Annotated in this window: 15 protein-coding genes; 10 read left to right on the top strand and 5 right to left on the bottom strand. The window is 71.5% G+C overall.

The window, feature by feature from the left end; translation table 11 throughout:
• Window positions 1–206 precede the first annotated feature (206 nt).
• The 4 genes from ADX84_RS22850 (at window position 207) to ADX84_RS22865 (ending at window position 5,581) form a co-directional block, all read left to right on the top strand.
• Window positions 207–1,283, top strand: a complete 1,077-nt coding sequence (locus ADX84_RS22850) for an iron ABC transporter permease (RefSeq protein WP_049578985.1) — start codon at window positions 207–209, stop codon at window positions 1,281–1,283.
• Complete coding sequence (locus tag ADX84_RS22855) at window positions 1,280–2,377, top strand: iron chelate uptake ABC transporter family permease subunit (protein WP_049578988.1); 1,098 nt, start codon at window positions 1,280–1,282, stop codon at window positions 2,375–2,377. The genes ADX84_RS22850 and ADX84_RS22855 overlap by 4 nt, the downstream gene beginning before the upstream one ends.
• Window positions 2,374–3,225: an ABC transporter ATP-binding protein gene (locus tag ADX84_RS22860; protein ID WP_199776674.1), complete on the top strand. Its 852-nt coding sequence runs from the start codon at window positions 2,374–2,376 to the stop codon at window positions 3,223–3,225. The genes ADX84_RS22855 and ADX84_RS22860 overlap by 4 nt, the downstream gene beginning before the upstream one ends.
• 337 nt (window positions 3,226–3,562) lie before the next feature.
• Window positions 3,563–5,581: a PhoX family phosphatase gene (locus ADX84_RS22865; protein ID WP_049578991.1), complete on the top strand. Its 2,019-nt coding sequence runs from the start codon at window positions 3,563–3,565 to the stop codon at window positions 5,579–5,581.
• A gap of 103 nt (window positions 5,582–5,684) precedes the next feature.
• On the opposite strand, the gene ADX84_RS22870 is transcribed toward ADX84_RS22865, so the two are convergent.
• A complete protein-coding gene (locus ADX84_RS22870; RefSeq protein WP_049578993.1) occupies window positions 5,685–6,134 on the bottom strand; it encodes a GNAT family N-acetyltransferase in 450 nt (149 codons plus the stop codon).
• A 150-nt stretch (window positions 6,135–6,284) separates the two neighbouring features.
• Entirely contained in the window at window positions 6,285–7,601 is a 1,317-nt protein-coding gene (locus ADX84_RS22875) for an isochorismate synthase MenF (protein ID WP_049578996.1), read from the bottom strand.
• 319 nt (window positions 7,602–7,920) lie between these two features.
• Between ADX84_RS22875 and ADX84_RS22880 the strand changes: the two genes are divergently transcribed.
• From ADX84_RS22880 to ADX84_RS22905, 6 genes are all read left to right on the top strand, one after another.
• Complete coding sequence (locus tag ADX84_RS22880) at window positions 7,921–9,558, top strand: glycoside hydrolase family 10 protein (protein ID WP_049578998.1); 1,638 nt, start codon at window positions 7,921–7,923, stop codon at window positions 9,556–9,558.
• A gap of 203 nt (window positions 9,559–9,761) precedes the next feature.
• The gene (locus ADX84_RS22885) at window positions 9,762–10,163 is read left to right on the top strand and encodes a molybdopterin-binding protein (protein ID WP_049579000.1); all 402 of its coding nucleotides are present in this window, start codon (window positions 9,762–9,764) and stop codon (window positions 10,161–10,163) included.
• Complete coding sequence (gene modA / locus ADX84_RS22890; RefSeq protein ID WP_053107328.1) at window positions 10,156–11,001, top strand: molybdate ABC transporter substrate-binding protein; 846 nt, start codon at window positions 10,156–10,158, stop codon at window positions 10,999–11,001. Before ADX84_RS22885 ends, modA begins: the two co-directional genes overlap by 8 nt.
• A 44-nt stretch (window positions 11,002–11,045) precedes the next feature.
• The gene (locus ADX84_RS22895; RefSeq protein WP_049579014.1) at window positions 11,046–11,855 is read left to right on the top strand and encodes an ABC transporter permease; all 810 of its coding nucleotides are present in this window, start codon (window positions 11,046–11,048) and stop codon (window positions 11,853–11,855) included.
• Window positions 11,852–12,940, top strand: a complete 1,089-nt coding sequence (locus ADX84_RS22900; protein ID WP_049579002.1) for an ABC transporter ATP-binding protein — start codon at window positions 11,852–11,854, stop codon at window positions 12,938–12,940. The genes ADX84_RS22895 and ADX84_RS22900 overlap by 4 nt, the downstream gene beginning before the upstream one ends.
• 228 nt (window positions 12,941–13,168) lie before the next feature.
• On the top strand, window positions 13,169–13,492 hold the full coding sequence (locus ADX84_RS22905; protein ID WP_049579017.1) for a DUF3040 domain-containing protein: 324 nt from the start codon (window positions 13,169–13,171) through the stop codon (window positions 13,490–13,492).
• A 94-nt stretch (window positions 13,493–13,586) separates the two neighbouring features.
• Here the strand turns inward: ADX84_RS22905 and ADX84_RS22910 are convergent, their stop codons facing one another.
• From ADX84_RS22910 to ADX84_RS26830, 3 genes are all read right to left on the bottom strand, one after another.
• A complete protein-coding gene (locus tag ADX84_RS22910) occupies window positions 13,587–13,817 on the bottom strand; it encodes a hypothetical protein (RefSeq protein WP_049579004.1) in 231 nt (76 codons plus the stop codon).
• A 181-nt stretch (window positions 13,818–13,998) separates the two neighbouring features.
• Entirely contained in the window at window positions 13,999–14,286 is a 288-nt protein-coding gene (locus ADX84_RS22915) for a hypothetical protein (RefSeq protein ID WP_049579007.1), read from the bottom strand.
• A 564-nt stretch (window positions 14,287–14,850) separates the two neighbouring features.
• A partial coding sequence (locus ADX84_RS26830; RefSeq protein ID WP_234004161.1) for a penicillin-binding transpeptidase domain-containing protein occupies window positions 14,851–17,515 on the bottom strand: 2,665 nt, incomplete at its 5' end.

Genomic DNA, 17,515 nt, shown 5'->3' on the forward strand with positions numbered 1-17,515 from the left:
GGGTTGGTCATGATGGGGGCTCCCGGAGGGGTGTGGGCGGTTCCGGCGCCGCTCCGTCGGGATGGTCGCGACGAGCTGCCAGAACATGACTAACGGTCGGACGGGATGACTCTCTGGTGTGAACCGTGGCAAACTTAGATCATCCAAGTGTGGCCAGGCAAACCTAACTTAGGTCTGCCTGGCCTTTTCCTGTGAGGGGAGACCCGGTGAGCCAGACCACAGGCCCGACCCAGGGGGCGGCCGGGCCACCGCGCTCCCGGGAACCGGCGCGCTCGGCCGTCGCCGCCCGTCGATCACGCCGCCTGGGCGGGCTGGCGCTGCTCACCCTGCTGCTGGTCCTCGCCCTCGCCGCCAGCGTGCTCGTGGGCGCCCGCACACTGGACCCGGTCACGGTGTGGCAGGCCCTGACCACAGGCGCGGGGCCCGAGGCCGACACGATCGTCAACGAGATCCGCCTGCCCCGCACCGTGCTCGGCCTCCTGGCCGGGATCAGCCTCGGCCTGGGCGGCGCGCTCATGCAGGGCCACACCCGTAACCCCCTGGGCGACCCCAGCATCCTCGGCGTCACCTTCGGCGCGGCCCTCGCCGTCGTGGCGGGCCTCTACTTCTTCGGCGTCACCGCCCTGCACACCCAGGCCTGGTTCGCCTTCGCCGGGGCGGGCGCTGCCGTGGTCCTGGTCTACGCGGTGGCCTCGGTGCCCGGGCGCGGGCCGACCCCCGTGACCCTGGCTCTCGCGGGCACCGCCGTCAGCTGGATGGCCTACTCGGTGGCCTCCGGACTGGTGCTGCTCGACCAGTCCACCATGGAGAACTTCCGGTTCTGGCGGGTCGGCTCCCTCTCCGGCCGGGACCCGTCGATCATCCCCCAGATGATCCCGGTCGTGCTCCTCGGCGCCGTGCTGGCCCTGGCCAACGCCCGCGCCCTCAACGCCCTGGCCCTGGGCGAGGACACCGCCCGCGCCCTGGGCTTCCGGGTCGGCCGGGCCCGACTCGTCGGCCTCGTGGCCATCACCCTCCTGACCGGGATCACCGTCGCCGCCTGCGGGCCCATCGCCTTCGTCGGGCTCATCGTCCCGCACCTGGCCCGGGGCATCGTCGGGGCCGACTACCGATGGCTGATCCCCTACTCGGCCCTCATGGGCGCCGTCCTCCTCCTGGCAGCCGACATCCTCGGCCGGTTCCTCGCCCCGCCCGGCGAACTCCAGGTCGGGGTGGTCCTCGCGCTGGTCGGCGCGCCCTTCTTCATCCACGTCGTCCGCCGCCGGAGGTTGTTCGCCCTGTGACCGCCACACTCGAACCCCCGCCCTCACGTGACCCCCTGGCGCGCCGGGCGCGTGCGATCACCCTCGGCCCGGTCGCGATCCCGCTCCGCCCCCGCCTGGTCGCCGTCGGAGCGCTCACGGCCCTGGCGATCCTGGCCCTGACCGGGCTCAACCTGTCCGTCGGAGACGTGTTCGTCACCCCCGCCCAGGTGTGGGCCAACGTCGTGGGCACCAGCTACGACGAGTACTTCACCATCTGGCGGGTGCGCATGCCGCGCGTGGTGGTCGGCCTGCTCGCGGGCGCCGCGCTGGCGGCGGCCGGAGCCATCACCCAGGCGATCATGCGCAACCCCCTGGCCAGCCCCGACCTGCTCGGCGTCACCCACGGAGCCAGCGCGGGCGTGGTCGCGGTGATGGCCTTCGGCGGAAGCTACGGGATCGTCAGCGGTCCGCTCGCCCAGATCGGGGTCCCCGCCCTCGCCCTGATCGGCGGACTGGCCGCCGGGGCGCTCTGCTACGGGCTCGCCTGGCGCAACGGGATCGACGGCTTCCGCCTCCTGCTGGTGGGCGTGGGCGTGTCCACGGTCCTGATGAACGTCACCATCTGGATGCTCACCCTCGGCGAGGTCAACGACAGCGGCCGGGCCATGGTCTGGATCGCGGGCAGCCTGTCCATGCGCACCTGGGCCCACGCGCTGCCGGTGGCGCTCGCCCTCGCCGTCCTCCTGCCGCTGGCACTGGTGGGCGCTCGCACCCTGGACGCCCTGTCCTTCGGCGACGACGTCACCCGAGGTCTGGGTGTGCGCGTGGAGACCGCCCGCACCGGCATGCTCGTCCTGGCCGTGCTCCTCGCCGCGTTCGGCACCTCCGCGGCCGGGCCGATCCTGTTCGTGTCGCTGGCCGCCCCACAGATCGCCCTGCGCCTCGGCCGTGCCGCACGGCCGCCGGTGCTGCTCTCCGCCCTGGTCGGGGCCGCTCTGGTGGCCGCCGCCGACCTCCTCGCCCGCAACCTCTTCGGCACCGTCCAGCTCCCGGTCGGCATCGTCACCGGCTGTCTGGGCGCCCTCTACCTCGTGTACCTGCTCGTCCGCGGCAACCGAAAGGTCCAGGCGTGACCACCGAACAGACCCACCCGGGCCCGCTCCTGCCCGTCCCGGCCGACACGAACACGCCCCGGACCCGGCTGAGCGCGCGCGGCCTCACCCTGGCCTACGACGAACGCACCATCGTGGACGGCCTGGACGCCGACATCGTCGAGGGCACCGTCACCTGTGTGATCGGCCCCAACGGCTGCGGGAAGTCCACCATGCTGCGCGCCCTGGGCCGCCTCATGCGCCCGCGCTCCGGTGTGGTGGAGCTCGACGGCCGCGACATCCACCGGGTGCCCACACGGGAGGTCGCCCAGGTACTGGGGGTCCTCCCACAGCAGCCGACAGCCCCCGACGGCCTCACCGTCGCCGACCTGGTCGCGCGGGGTCGCCATCCGTCCCAGCGGTGGTACCGGCAGTGGTCGGGCGACGACCACCAGGCAGTCTCCGCCGCCCTGGACCGGACCGGCCTGCTGGAGCTGGCCGACACCCCGCTCCAGGAACTGTCCGGCGGCCAGCGCCAGCGCGCGTGGATCTCGATGGTCCTGGCCCAGGGCACGGACCTGCTGATGTTGGACGAACCCACGACCTTCCTGGATCTGGTCCACCAGGTCGACGTCCTGGATCTGGTCCGTGACCTGCACCGGCAGGGTGGCCGCACCATCGTCATGGTCCTGCACGACCTCAACCTGGCCGCCCGTTACGCCGACACCATCATCACCATGCGCGACGGCAGGGTGGTGGCCAGCGGAACGCCCGCCGAGGTGCTCACCCCGGAGCTTTTGCGCGAGGCCTTCGATCTGGAGGCCGTGGTCACCGAGGACCCCGTCTCCGGCGGCCCGCTGGTGGTCCCCGTGGGCCGCGCGGGGCGGTGAACCGCCGCCACGAGGAGGTTCCGCGCCTGAGGGAGGGGCCGGGGGAAAAGCGGACACTCCCACCTGGGCGAGGCTTCTGGACGTGATCGAGTGGGTAGGCGAGGATCACCACAAAGGTCCGACGGAACGTGTTCGTACGACTTTGCAGAGTGATGCCCCCGGCCGTGTCAGGGGAGTTGTCGGCGCGTTCACCCGGGTTTCACCACGGCGTGTGAAACCTCGGCCAAGGTCGTGAGCGACCAGGCAGGACCTCCTGCACGATCGCTGGCGCGCCACTGAGTGGCACCCCGCAGCCGCACGGGGGCGTGTGAGCGATCACGATCCCCGAGGAGAACGTGTGACCCCATCCGCGCCCCGCCGCCGCCTCCTGCCCCTGCTAGGAGTCGGAGGAGGACGATCCCCCAAGACCTGCGAGTACCGGTGCGGCAACGCCTGCTTCCACCCCGCTCCCAACAGGAGCGACAACGCGTACTTCGGTGACATCTTCCAGGGCGTGCTCTCGCGGCGCACCGCGCTCAAGGGAGCCGCGGTGGGCGCCGGGGCCGGTGCCCTCGGCCTGGCGGCGCTGAGCCCCGCGTCGGCGGACAGAGGGCCCGACCGCCCGCACCCCTCGCCCCGTCCCACCTTCAGGAGCGTCCAGCCCAACAACCGCGACGCGGTCACCGTCCCCGAGGGCTACGACCACCACGTGATCGTCCGCTGGGGCGACCCGGTGCTGCCCGACGCCCCGGAGTTCGACTTCGACAACCAGACCGCCGAGGCGCAGGCCCGGCAGTTCGGCTACAACTGCGACTACGTCGGCTTCCTGCCGCTGGGCGACGACAGCGGCCTGCTGTGGGTCAACCACGAGTACACCAACGAGGAACTGATGTTTCGCGGGTACTCCGACGGCGCGGACGCCGACCCCGAGTGGATCCGCGTGGCGATGGCCGCACACGGCGGATCCGTGGTGGAGCTGGACCGGGTGGACGACACCGGCCAGTGGGTGCTCGCCGACGGCGAACGCCCCTTCAACCGGCGCGTCACCCTCGACACGGAGTTCCGGCTCACCGGCCCCGCCGCCGGGGACGAGCTGCTGCGCACCGAGGCCGATCCCGAGGGCACACGGGTCCTGGGCATGCTCAACAACTGTGCGGGCGGCACGACACCCTGGGGCACCATCCTCAGCGGCGAGGAGAACTACAACCAGTACTTCGTCGCCGCCCCCGACACCGAGCCCTACGCCCGCTACGGCTTCTCCACCGGCCGTGACGGTCGCCGGTGGGACCGCGTGGACGAGCGCTTCGACCTGGGCAGGCACCCCAACGAGGCGCACCGCTTCGGCTACATCGTGGAGATCGACCCGCACGACCCCGACTCCACCCCCGCCAAGCGCACCATGCTGGGCCGCTTCAAGCACGAGGGCGCCAACGTCAACCTCACCGAGGACGGCCGTGTCGCCGCGTACATGGGTGACGACGAGCGCTTCGACTACATCTACAAGTTCGTCAGCGCCAAGTGGTACGTCGAGGGTTCCCGCAGGCACAACATGACGCTGCTCGACTCCGGCACGCTCTACGTGGCACGCCTGGAGGGCAACAGCCCCGCCGAGGAGATCGACGGCACCGGCGCGCTGCCCTCGGACGGTGAGTTCGACGGCACCGGCGAGTGGATTGCGCTGTGCACCGACACCGAGAGCTTCGTCGAGGGCTTCACCGTTGCGGAGGTGCTGATCCACACCCGCCTGGCCGCCGACAGGGTCGGCCCCACCAAGATGGACCGTCCCGAGGACTTCGAGCCCAGCCCGGTGACCGGCAAGGTCTACTGCGCGCTGACCAACAACAGCGCACGCGAGCCCGGCCAGGCCGACGAGCCCAATCCGCGCGGCCCCAACAAGTTCGGGCACATCCTGGAGATCATCGAGGACGGTTCGGACTCCGCGTCCACCACCTTCACCTGGGTCGTGCCGATCGTCTGCGGTGACCCCGAGGACGAGTCCACCTACTTCGCCGGGTACGACAAGTCCAAGGTGATGCCGATCTCCGCGCCCGACAACGTGGCCTTCGACAAGCACGGCAACCTGTGGATCTCCACCGACGGCCAGCCGGGCAGCCTGGGCATCAACGACGCCCTGCACGTGGTCCCGGTCGAGGGCCGCTTCCGTGGCGAGCTGCGCACCTTCGCCACCGTCCCGGTCGAGGCCGAGGCCTGCGGTCCGCTGATCACCGACGACCAGAAGACCGTCTTCCTCGCCCCCCAGCACCCGCGCGAGAACGGCACGGTCGAGCAGCCGACCAGCCTCTGGCCGGACGGGGACTTCCCGCGCCCGTCCGTGGTGTGCGCCTGGCACAAGGGCGGACGCGACATCGGCAGCTGACCACTACCCGGGGCCGTGACGCTCCGGACCGCAACCACCGGCCCCGGTTCCCTCCGTCGTGGGGGAGGAACCGGGGCCGGTTTCCGCCTCACTGGCGGCCGTGTCACAGGACCCGCTCGAAACAGAGCGCCCCGGGCGCGTCCACGTACCCACCGAAGGCCGGAGCGGGACCGTAGCCCGCCTTCGTGTAGAAGCGCACGGCGTCCGGCTGGCGCTCACCGGTCTCCAGGCGCAGGCACTGCCAGCCCCGTTCGCGAGCCCAGTCCTCCAGAGCGTGGAGGAGGGTGGAGGCGGCGCCCGAACCCCGGTTCTCCGGCAGCACGAACATGCGTTTGACCTCGCCGAACCCCTCTCCCAGGTCCCTCAGTCCGCCGCAGCCCACGGCGGTGCCCTCGTGGTCGCGCACCACGGCGAACACGGCGATGTCGTCGGCGGAGGGCGGGGTACCCGGCTCGGAGTCCGGGGTCCCGTAGCGTTCGGCGATCTCCCGCCGCTGACACGCGCGCAGCTCCGCGGCGTCGGGGTCGTCCCAGGGGACCAGTTCGACGTTCATGCCGTGATCCTGCCGTAACCGCGTTTCGTGTGTGTGAACCGCGGTCCGCGCTCCCTGAACGCCGTGAACACGCCCAGTGGGAGCGGCGCTCGGTCAGCGCCCGGGAACGGCCTCCGGGCCTTCGGCGACCGCCCTCGGGCCCCCGGGGCCTCAGCCCTCGGGGTCGGTGAGGGCCTCGCGCATCACGCGGAACTTCGACTCGGCCTCGGCCACCTCCGACACCGGGTCCGAACCCGCCACGATCCCGCCGCCCGCGTACAGGCGTGCGTGGGCGCCGTCCACGTGGGCGCAGCGCAGCGCGATGCCCCACTCGGAGTTGCCCGCGCCGTCCAGCCAGCCCACCGGGCCGGCGTACCCGCCCCGGTCCATGCCCTCCACCTCGGCGATGAGGCGCATCGCCGTCGCGGTGGGGGTGCCGCCCACGGCGGCCGTGGGGTGCAGGGCCGCCACCGCGTCCAGGGCGGACACCCCGGCGGAGAGGCGGGCGTGCGCCCGGGTGGCCAGGTGCTGCACGTTGGCGAGCTTGAGCAGGTGCGGCCAGGCGGGCACCACCAGTTCCTCGGCGAGGGGCTCCAGAGCGTCGCGCAGCGAGTCCACGGCCAGTCCGTGCTCCTCGATGTCCTTGGCGGAGGCCAGCATCTGCTGCCCCAGGAGCTGGTCGGACTCGGGGTCCTCGCCACGGGGGCGGGTTCCGGCCAGGACCAACGAGGTGAGCTGGTCGCCCTCGCGGCGCAGCAGGAGTTCGGGGGTCGCGCCGACCATGCCGCCCACGGAGAAGGTGAAGCAGGCGGGGAAGCGGGTGCGCAGCCTCTCCAACAGCACCCGGACGTCGACGGGGGCGTCGGCGTCGGCGAAGGAGTCCCGGGCCAGCACGGCCTTCTCCAGTTCACCGGCGCGGATGCGCTCGACCGTTCCGGCCACCGCGCCCATCCACTCCTCGCGGGTCAGGGACCCCGGGCGCCACCGCACCGGTCCGACCGGTCGTGGCGCGGAGCCGGGGCGCAGCAGTTCCTCGGGGTGGGCGCCGGGCTCGTCGGTGACGGTGGTCAACCAGGTGCGGCCCTCGCGTCGGCCCACCACCACACGCGGCACGATCAGCGTCGAACCGGCCGAGGTGGGGGCGAACGTGAACGTGCCGAAGGTGACCAGCCCCGTGCCGGGCAGGTCGACCTCGTCCTCGACCTCGGCGTGCTCCAACAGGGCGTCGAACCAGCGCGCCGCCTCGTCGAACCGGGTGGTGTCGGTGGGCTCTGTGCCCTCCGGCAGCGGCGCGCACTCCATCCGGGCCGCCTCGCCCCAGCCCACGACGCCGTCGTCTCCGGTCAACCAGGCGAGCGGGACCCCGGCGGGAAGGCGCCGCACCAGACTGCTGCCGACGCGGTCACGCAGGGCGACGGTACGGACGAACAGCTTCCTGGCATCGCTGTTCGGGTGGCTCGGATCCTGGGGGTGCGGCACGGCGTTCACGGGACTCGATTCTAGGACCTGGCCTGGGACGTTGTGTCCCGGGTCGGCCCCGTCGGGGCGATTCGCGCCGGGGTCGCACCTGGGCGCGGGCCCGGCTCCGGAGGCGAACTTTGCCCGAACGGGGGTGTGACGAGCCGGAGGCGCTTCTGGGGCGGTGCTTCGTTGACCTGGCAAAAGATTCCCGTAGAGCACCCTGTGCGACGTTATCCACACCTTGCCCGAATCGTGTCCGAAAATTGACATCTTGCTCTACTCTGGTTCGCGGCGTGGCGCCAAGGGGACGGCGGCGCGCGGACCTCCCGAAGGAGATCTGTTGTTGATGCGTTCGAACGCACGGAACGTGAGTACTCCGCGCGCCGGAGCCCGGTGGGCGGCGGCCGCTGCGGCGGCCACGGTACTGCTGGCCGGTTGCTCCGCGAAGGACGGCGCCCCGGAGACGGGGGCCGAGGCCGCCGTTCCCGGCGGTGAGGGCATCGCCGCCCCCGCCCAGTGCGGGACCGACGGCGACAAGCGCGAGATGCGCGGCGCCTGGCTCACCACGGTCCGCAACATCGACTGGCCCTCGGAACCGGGTCTGTCCGCCGACGAGCAGAAGGCCGAACTCGACGAGTGGCTCGACGAGTCCGTCGACATGGGCCTCAACGCCGTGTTCCTGCACGCCCGGCCCACCGCCGACGCCGTGTACGACTCCGACCTCGAACCCTGGGCCCGTTACCTCACCGGCGAGCAGGGCGGGGACCCCGGCTACGACCCGCTCGAGTACGCGGTGGAGGAGGCGCACAAGCGCGGCCTGGAGATGCACGCCTGGTTCAACCCGTACCGGGTCGGCCTCCAGGACCCCGATATCGAGAACCTCACCGACGACCACCCCGTCAAGCAGAATCCCGACTGGCTGGTGGACTTCGGCAAGGAGGCCTACGTGGACCCGGGCAACCCCGAGGTCCGTGAGTGGGTCACCTCCGTCATCATGGACGTCGTCGAGCGCTACGACGTCGACGGCATGCACTTCGACGACTTCTTCTACCCGTACCCGCAGGACGGCGCGACCTTCGACGACGACGCCACCTGGGAGGAGCACGGCGGCGACTTCGACGACCGTGGCGACTGGCGGCGGGACAACGTCGACCAGCTCATGCGTGACGTGCACGGCCAGATCCAGGAGACCAAGCCGTGGGTGAGCTTCGGCGTCTCCCCGTTCGGCATCTGGCGCAACGACAGCACGGACTCCTCCGGTTCGCCCAGCTCGGGCCTGCAGTCCTACGACGCGCAGTACGCGGACACCCGCACCTGGATCCAGGAGGGGACCGTGGACTACGTCGCTCCCCAGCTGTACTGGGAGCGGGGTTTCTCCACCGCCGACTACGAGGCCATGACCGACTGGTGGGCCGACGAGGTCGAGGGCACCGACGTGGACCTGTACGTGGGCCAGGGCGCCTACCGTCTGGGGGAGAGCGGCTGGACCGGCGACGACGCGCTGAGCACCCAGCTCGACTACTCGGGTGAGCTCGACCAGGTCTCCGGCGACATCTACTTCTCCATCAAGAGCATGCGCGACAACCCGGACGCCGTGGACCACCTGAAGGAGTCCCATTACGCCCAGCCCGCGCTGCCCCCGGTGATCGACTCGCCCGAGGGCGACGGCCCCCGGGTCGGCGCGCCCACCGGTGTCACCGCCGAGGGCGGCGATGACGAGGTGGAGGTGGAGTGGCAGGCCATCGAGGACGCCCGCTTCTACGCGGTCTACCGTCTGCCCGCCGACGCCGCCCAGGCCCTGGAGTCCGGTGACGACGAGGCCTACTGCGCCGCGCTCGCCCCGGAGAACCTGGTCGGCATGACCGGTGAGCCCGGCCTGACCGACACCGAGCCGCTGGACGACGGCGCCGGATACGTGGTCACCGCACTGGACGACTACCGGGCCGAGGGGCCGGTCAGCGAGATCGCCGACCCGCGCGGCTGACGACCGACCCGGCAGGACCGACGGGCCCGCTCCCCACACGGGGGCGGGCCCGTTCTGTGTCCGGCGGGGCCTCGACCCTCAGCCGCGCACCCCACCCACTCGTGCCCCACCCGGCACATTCGCCAGAATCCACGGTCCAAAGCTATGATTTGCCAGCCTGAAGTCCGTGAAATCCTCGTAAGTGCGAGTAGTAGGTTACTGCCATGCCGACCTTCCAGATCAGCGAGGCCGCCGACCTGCTCGGTGTCAGCGCCGACACCGTGCGCCGATGGGTCGACTCCGGCCGACTGGTCGCCACCCGCGACCCCTCCGGGCGCCGCCACCTGGACGGGGCCGAACTCGCCGCGTTCATGCGGGCCGGGGCCGACGAGGACCCTGCCCGCCGCGTCTCCTCCGCGCGCAACCGCTTCCACGGCCTGGTCACCCACGTGATCCGAGACAGGGTCATGGCCAGCGTCGAGATCCAGGCCGGACCGCACCGGGTGGTCTCCCTGATGAGCCGTGAGGCCGCCGACGAGCTCGGCCTGGAGGTCGGGGCCGTGGCCACGGCCGTCGTGAAGTCCACCAACGTCATCATCGAGACCACCGGAGAACGACATGCGTGACAGTTCCCCCCGACGAGCCGTGCGTCGCGGCCACCGGCCGGTCACCGGGCTCGCCGCCGTCGCGGCCCTCAGCGTCGCGCTGACCGCCTGTGCAGCCGAGGAGACCGGCCCCGGCGACGAAACCTCCGGGGACGCGCTCTCCGGTGAACTCACCGTCTTCGCCGCGGCCTCCCTCACCGACGTCTTCGCCGAGATCGCCGAGGACTTCCGGGAACGCCACCCCGACGTCGAGGTCACCTTCAACTTCGCCGGCAGCAGCGAGCTGGCCCAGCAGATCAACTCCGGGGCGCCCGCCGACGTGTTCGCCGCCGCCAACACCGCCACCATGGAACAGGTGGTGGAGGGGGAGGGCCTGGACGCCGACTGGGCGGGCGAACACGGTGAGGATGGCCTCGTCTTCGTCACCAACACCCTGCGCATCGCGGTGCCGCCGGACAACCCCGCCGGGATCGAGGACCTGTCCGACCTCGCCGACGACGGCGTACAGGCGGCCTTCTGCGCCGAGGAGGTGCCCTGCGGGGCCGCCACCACGACCGCCGTGGACGCCTCCGGCCTGGAGATCACCCCGGTCACCTACGAGGAGGACGTCCGCGCCGTCCTCACCAAGGTCGAACTGGGTGAGGTGGACGCGGGCCTGGTCTACTCCACGGACGTCATCTCCGCCGAGGGCCGGGTCGGGGGGCTTGAGTTCCCCGAGGCCGAGGAGGCCGTGAACGACTACCCGATCGGCGTGCTGGCGAACTCCGCCGACTCCGCCCTCGCCTCCGCGTGGATCGAGGCGGTCACCTCAGCCGAGGGCGCCGCGGTCCTCAGGGACGCGGGGTTCGGTACACCGTGACCGCGCGGACCCCCGACCACTCCACGTCCCGACCGCGTACACCCGTGCCACGCGGCCGGGTCCGGCGCCCCCGGTCCGGGCGCGTGCCCTGGATCCTGGTCGTTCCGGCCGTCGCGGGTGTGCTCTTCCTCGTCCTGCCCTTCGCCGGGATGCTCGTCCGCGCGCCCTGGTCGACCATGGGCGCCCGCGTCACCGACCCCGCCGTGCTCGCCGCCCTGTGGCTCTCGCTGTCCACCGCCACTGTGGCCACCGTGGTCTCGCTCCTGCTCGGCGTCCCCCTGGCATGGCTGCTGGCCCGCACCGAATTTCCCGGACGCCGGCTCGTCCGGGCCCTGGTCACCGTGCCGTTGGTGATCCCGCCCGTGGTGGGCGGCGTGGCCCTGCTGCTGGTCCTGGGCCGCAACGGTCTGGTGGGCCAGTACCTGGACGCCTGGTTCGGGCTCACCCTGCCCTTCACCCCCGCCGCAGTGGTCATCGCCCAGGTGTTCGTGGCCATGCCCTTCCTCGTGATCAGCGTGGAGGGGGCGCTGCGCGGCGCGGACCGGCGCTACGAGGAGGCCGCCGCCACCCTGGGCGCCAACCGCGTCACCGTCTTCACCCGTGTGACCCTGCCGATGGTGCTGCCCGGCATCGGCGCGGGTGCTGTGCTCTGCTGGGCGCGCGCCCTCGGCGAGTTCGGCGCGACCATCACCTTCGCCGGGAACTTCCCCGGCACCACCCAGACCATGCCGCTGGCCGTGTACATGGCCATGCAACGCGACCCCGAGGCCGCCATCGTGCTCAGCCTGGTCCTTCTCCTGGTGTCCCTGGTGGTCCTGGCCACCCTGCGCGAAAGGTGGGTGAACGCCTCGTGAGGCCCACCGCCCCAGCCCCCACCGCCGGACTCGACGCCGAGCTGCGCCTGACGCGGGGCGACTTCACCCTGGACGTCGCCCTGAGCGCTCAGCCGGGGGAGATCATCGCCCTGCTGGGCCCCAACGGGGCGGGCAAGTCGTCCGCCCTGCGGGCCCTGGCCGGGCTGGTACCGCTCACCGGCGGCCACGTGCGAGTGGACGGCGCCGACGAGACCACCACCGCCGTCGAGCACCGGCCCATCGGCATGGTCTTCCAGGACTACCTGCTCTTCGAGCACCTGAGTGCCCTGGACAACGTCGCCTTCGGGCCGCGCTGCCAGGGCGCCAGCAGGGCGGAGGCACGCTCACGCGCCGCCGAACTGCTCGACCACATGGACCTGACGGCCCACGCCCACTCGCGGCCCCGGCAGCTGTCCGGGGGCCAGGCACAGCGGGTGGCGCTGGCCCGGGCCCTCGCGGTTCGTCCGCGCCTGCTCCTGCTGGACGAACCGATGGCGGCGCTGGACGCCAGCACCCGGATCGACGTCCGGGCGCGCCTGCGCCACCTGCTCGAGGACTTCGACGGTGTGACCGTGCTGGTCACCCACGACCCGCTGGACGCCATGGTGCTGGCCGACCGCATCGCGGTGGTCGAGTCCGGCCGCGTCGTGCAGCGCGGCGCACCCGCCGAGGTGGCCCGGCGACCGCGCACCTCCTACGTGGCGCGCCTGGTGGGGCTCAACCTCTTCCGGGGACGGGGCGAGGGGGAGACGGTGGCCCTGGACAGCGCCCCGGGGAAGGACGGCTCGGACGAGACGGCGCGGGTGACACCGCGCGAACCGCAGGAGGGTCCCGCCCTGGTGGCCTTCCCACCGCGTGCCGTGGCCCTGTACCCGGAGCACCCGCACGGCAGTACCCGCAACGTGTGGCGACTGACGGTGGAGGGGATCGAACGCTTCGGCGACCAGGTCCGCGTGCACCTGGCGGGACCGCTTTCCCTGGCGGCGGACATCACTCCCGCCGCCCTGGCCGAGCTGGAGCTGTCACGGGGCGACACGGTCTGGGCGGGAGTCAAGGCCGCCGAGGTGGAGTGCTACCCGGGCTGAGCGGTCGCCCGCCTGGTGGCGGCCCCGTGGGGTCCCGTGGCGGCACACCCCGCCCGCCCGGGCGCGAAACGCGGTTCTCACATCATGAAACAAACCATCCCATTGGTACTCAACAGTGAAAAACCGGTACGGAATTACCGTGGAGCCTTGGATATCCGGACGCCACCCGGGGGAGACTCTAGGACATCCGGTGACGAAAGTCCTTCCCTCATGGCCGAGGAGGGTTTCATGTCCCTGCGAGAGCACGAACGACGCATCCTCGCGGAAATAGAGCGACAACTCAGCGAGGAGGCTCCGGCGTTGGCCGGACGCCTGGAGGCGTTCGGGAGCGATGATCCCGACGCCCCCATCGACCCCGGGTTGCGAAGTTGGAGGCCCTGGGTCGCCTGCGGGCTGATCGCCGCGGTCACCGCCGGGCTGCTGGTCCTGCTGTTCGTGCTCACTCCGAGCGCACCGCAGCCGGACACACCACGCCCCGCCGAGACCTCACAGGGCGTCGATCCGGCACCGGAGGGCGGCACAGTGGACCGAGTGCCCGCGCCCGCCGACTGACCACTCGTGCCCCGCGGGGTTCGATGCAGAGGGAGGACGACGACGGCCGGCGACCCCCGGAGGGGCCACCGGCCGTCGTGTGTCGTTGCCGCGCTCAGCGAGCCGCGCTGCGCACATGGGACACCGTCGCCCCGTCGGGCCCCGCCGTGATGGTGACCGTCACGAAGTAGACGGAACCGTCGTCCCTGGCGACGCTGTGCGTCACGGTGTGTGAGGCGCCCCCGGGCCCGGCCCAGGAGTCCTCGCTGTGGAAGAACGCGTCAGCGGCGGCGAGCGCGGGTGTGCCCAGGGCGAACCCCAGCGCCAGGACCGCTGTGGTGATCATGCGACGTGAATGAGCCATGGTGCTGTCCTTCGTCTGAGTACCGGAGAGGGGCCGACGCTCCGCGCGTCGGCCCCTCGACACTGCTGGGGTGTGTTCGGCGGGCACTCACCCCGGCGCGTCACCCGGCGCCCCCCGGGCTCCGGCCGTGACGGTCACCGCCCGTCGAACACCGCCTCGTCGGCTAGTTGGTGCCGCTGATGACGCCACCCTGGGCGGCGCCCCACGGGCCAGCGGTCTCGAAGCCCTTGATGTAGATGGTGCTGGGGCCCTTCTTGTCGTGGTCGTGGCCGTGGCCGTGACCCGACTTGACGGCGGAGAAGACGCCGCCCTGGCCGGCGCCCTTGGGGCCGGCGTAGCTGCCACCGGCACCGTAGAAGGTGTCGGCCATGGCCACCGCAGGAGCTCCGAAGGCGAGGGCGGGGGCGATGACGGCGGCGAAGGCGATACGGGTCACGGTCTTGCGGTTCATCGTCTGATTTCCTCTCAGTGCGATCGGTCCGGGAATCCGCCCCTTTGGTTGGACTCCGGTCCGGTCGCTCTTGTTTCGTTCCGGGAAGCTGGTGTCCGGCTCCCGCAGTTTAGATGTCCGCTGGGTCGGTCGATCAATCGCCGAATTCTCCGTCATTTCTTAAACAAAAAAGTGGTCTCCGTGGCTGGAAGATTGCAGAAGAACGGCGTTTCCGTGCTTCGGATCCGCGCTCTGCTGGGGGATGCTGGTGGGTATGCCCAATGTCCGGGGCGGCTATGTCGGAAATATGTGCCAGTCCCGGCCCGTGTGCGAGGTGCGCTACGCGCGAGGTTCGAGTTCCGTTTACTCGGCTCGGGTAAAGATCCTCCCCGAAATTTCTTCCGGGAGAGTTCGTGCAATTCCTGGAATAGGTTGGCTTCCGGTGTTGATCGAAATATGGACGTCTTTTATCGCGAGTGTCGGGCATAGGCGTATGAACGTGGCCTCGGATGGCTTGTCGCACTACGTCCATGCGAGAGGCCCCGCCCGGAGCGAACCGGACGGGGCCTCTCTTCCTGCTTACGCCTAGAGGGCGTTGGTGAACTTGGCGGCCAGCGGACCGGCGACCGACCCACCGCCGCCTCCGCCGTCCACCACGAGGGCGAAGGCCACGTCACCCTTGTAACCGACCATCCACGCGTGGGTGGGCAGTTCGTCGTCCTCGTCGGCTTCCTCAGCGGTCCCGAACTCGGCGGAGCCGGTCTTGCCGAACACCTCACCCTGGAAGCCGGCGTCCTTGGCCGTGCCGTCCGTGATCACCTCGCGCATCATCGGGCGCAGGGCCTCGGCGTTGCCGATGGTCTGCGGATCGCGCAGGTCGTCCCGGGCGGGCTCGGTGACCAGCACCGGCTGCCGCCACGCACCGTCCGCGACGGCGGCGGGCACCGTGGCCATGTGCAGCGGCGAGGTGAGGATCTGACCCTGGCCGATGCCCTGGGCGCCCATCATGGTGGTGCTGTCCACGGCCGGGAAGCTCGGCTCCTGGGTGCTCACACCGATGTCCAGCGGCGCGTTCATCCCGAACTGCTCGGCACTGGCCTGGAGGGTCTCCGGGTTCAGGATCTGGCCGATCTCGTGCACCAGAGCGGTGTTGCAGGAGGTCGCGAAGGCCTCCGTCACCGACTGCTGCCCGTACTCGGCGCCGCCCGCGTTGCGGAACGGCCACCCGCCCAGCTCGTACTCCTCCGGGCAGTCCATGGAGGCGTCCACCGACAGACCGTTGTCCAGGAGCGCGCTGTAGGTGACGATCTTGAAGGACGAACCCGGCGGGTACTGCCCCTCGAAGGCCCGGTTGAAACCGCCGGGCACGTTCACCGCCGCCAGGATCTCACCGCTGGAGGGACGGACCGCCACCAGACCGGCGGGGTCGTCCGCGTCGATGATCGCGTTGGCGGCCGCGCTCTGGATGCCCATGTCGAAACTGGTGGTGACGGACTCGCCGTCGGAGCCGTCCAGGGACGCGACGGTGTTCTCCTCGGTGACCTCCGGAGCCTGGCCGTCCTCGATCTCGGCGGCGTCCACCATCACGATGGTCGCGGCGGCCTCACCGGCCAGCCGCTCCTCGTAGGTGCGCTGGAGGCCGGTCTTACCGACGGTGTCGCCGACCTTGTAGGCCGGACCCAGCCGCTCGACGTCCTCCTCGTCGGCCTCGCCCAGTTCGCCCACGATCATCTGGATCGAACCGGAGACGTCCGGGGCGTCCAGACGGGTGCCGTCGGCGGCCAGGACCTGGCCGCGCTCGCCCCACACCGCAGTGCGGGTCAGGGTCTGGCCCTCACCCAGCCCGGGGTAGGCGACCTCGGGGGAGAACTCGACCAGCCACTCGCCGTCCTCGCGCAACAGCGGGAGCTCGCCCTCCCAACCGAAGTCACTGGCGTTGGTCAGCGAGAGCGTCACCTCGTAGGGGGCGCTGCCGGTGCCGCCGTCCGTGGTGGGGGAGCCGACCTCGACGTCGACACCGTCCACCCCCAGACCGGAGTCGATCCCGCCGAGGATCGCCTCGGCGTCGTCGCCGGTGGTGACGGCTGCCAGACGGGTGAAGTCCTGCTCCTCCCAAGCGGCCTCGAACTCGGTCGTGGCCTCCTCGGGCTGGGGGAGCGTGTACACGTACCAACCGGCGCCCGCGCCGACCAGGGCCAGGACGACCACGGTCGCCACCACACCGATGACGAGCCCGCGCCGGGACTTCCGGGGCGGTGGACCCGGGTCGTAGTCGTCGTAACCGTCGTAGTCGTCCGGACCACCGGGACCCCTCGGCCCCTCGGGGCCACCGGAACCGTCCGGTCCCCCGGCTCCGCCGTAGAGGTACTCGTAGCTCTCTGCCCGGCCGTCCCGCTCCTGGCCCTCGCGCCCGGCGGGCTGCTCCGGGCCGGAACCCGGATAGGGGGTGTCGCCCTGGTAGGCGGGCTGACCCGCGTACGGGGTCTCCCAGGCCTCGTGGGCGGCCCCGACACTCTCGTGCCCCTGGGCCGTCTGGGCCCACCCGTTCTTCTCGGGTGCGTGCCCGGGGGTGTCCTGCGGACTGGGCGCCACCGGGGTGCCCCACGGTTCGTAGGGCTCCTCTCCGTGGGCGGGCGGGCCTGCCTGCGAACCCGGAGGCGGGCCGGGCGTGCCCCAGCTCTCCGAGGAGGTCTGCGCGCCCGAGGGGTCGTTCCAGCCGTACTGCGGGGAGTGCGGCTCCGAGGTGGAACCCCAGCCCTCGGTGGAGGTCTGCGAAGGGGAACCCCAGCTGTCGGCTGGGGCCTGCGGTCCCGAGGGGTCGTTCCACTCCTCGCGTGTGGCCTGCGGCTCCGGGGTCGAACCCCAGCCCTCAGGGGCCCGCGGCGTGACCGGAGTACCCCAGCTGTCGGCCGGTGCCTGCGGGCCGGAGGGGTCGTTCCAGCCGTGCTGTGTGGACTGCGGCTCCGAGGCGGAACCCCAGCCCTCGGTGGAGGCCTGCGAAGGGGAACCCCAGCTGTCGGCTGGGGCCTGCGGTCCCGAGGGGGTGTTCCACTCCTCGCGTGTGCCCTGCGGCTCCGGGGTCGAACCCCAGCCCTCAGAGGCCCGCGGGGCGACGGGGGTGCCCCACGGCTCCTGCGGCTCGGCCGAGCCGGTCCAGCTCTCCGAGGAGGACCGGGGCTCCGAGGGAGCGTCCCACTCGTCCTTGGATGCCGGGGACGCGACGGGGGAGTCCCAACCGTCGGACGGGGGC

Source organism: Nocardiopsis sp. SBT366 (assembly GCF_001083815.1).
Taxonomy (GTDB): domain Bacteria; phylum Actinomycetota; class Actinomycetes; order Streptosporangiales; family Streptosporangiaceae; genus Nocardiopsis; species Nocardiopsis prasina.